The 1,245-nt window shown below is 44.8% G+C and carries 1 pseudogene; it reads right to left on the bottom strand.

The features are described from left to right. A pseudogene (locus AC3LHT_RS09635) lies at positions 1-1,245 on the bottom strand (urocanate hydratase); the annotation flags it as partial.

Here is a 1,245-nt window from a genome sequence, read left to right as displayed (position 1 = left end):
GATCCTCACCGAAGTTCTTTTTGTTATATTCAATAGCGGTTTCTATCGAATGCTCATTTCGCGCCCAGGCTCTTCTAGAAACACCGCTCATGACATCCCAGGCTATTGCGGTCTTGATTATCTCATCTACGCGTCGGCTACCATCGAGTACGAGACCAAAGCCGCCGTTGATCGCCTTTCCAATACCCACGCCACCACCATTATGGAGAGAAACAAGTGTCATACCTCTCGCTGCGTTACCGGCAAAGCAGTGGGTTGCCATATCAGCCATGATATTACTTCCGTCTTTGATGTTGGATGTCTCTCTGTATGGTGAGTCAGTTCCGCCTGTATCGTGATGGTCCCTACCTATCATCACCGGGCCTATTTCTCCCCTTCTTACCATTTCGTTGAATTTCAAGGCTATGCGCATTCTACCTTCGGCATCTGAATAGAGTATTCTCGCCTGAGTACCGACGACAAGATTGTTTTTCTCAGCGTTCTTGATCCAGATGTAATTATCCCTATCCTGCCCACGCCTATTGGGGTCAATACAATCCATTGCCGCTTTATCGGTTTTGATGAGATCTTCGTGTTTGCCACTAAGGCACACCCATCTGAAGGGACCGTAACCGTAATCGAAGAGCATGGGACCCATTATGTCTTCAACATATGAAGGGAAAATGAAACCTTCGCTTGTATCTACACCATTCTTTGCGATCTCTTTTGCACCAGCGTCAAAAACCGCCTTCATAAAGCTGTTTCCGTAATCAAAGAAATATGTGCCCCTATCCACAAGAATTTTAATAAGTTCAAAATGCTTTCTCAGTGATTTGTCTACAAGCTCTCTGAATGTTCTTTTGTCTTTGCTCAAAAGCTCTGTACGTTCTTCAAAGGTAATACCTTGAGGACAATAGCCACCATCGTATGGGGCGTGGCAGGAAGTCTGGTCAGAAAGAAGATCAATATGAATCTTATGATCAACAGCGTATTGTAGAAGATCCACAATATTGCCATGATAGCCAATGGAAATGCTCTTTCCGTTCCTCAAATGTTCATGAGCAATTTTGAAAGCTTCTTCTAAGTTGCCAGTTGCAGTATCGAGCCATCCTTGATCCAGCCGGGTTTTTATTCTGGAGTAATCCACTTCCGCAATGATACCAACCCCATTTGCAATAGTTACTGCTTTTGCTTGAGCGCCACTCATGCCACCAAGGCCAGAAGAAACAAAGAGGAACCCTTTTAGATCACCATGTTCAGGAACGC

The organism is Kosmotoga sp., assembly GCF_982836095.1.
Note: the sequence above shows the minus strand (reverse complement) of the source record. Positions and strands in the feature narration are given on the sequence as shown.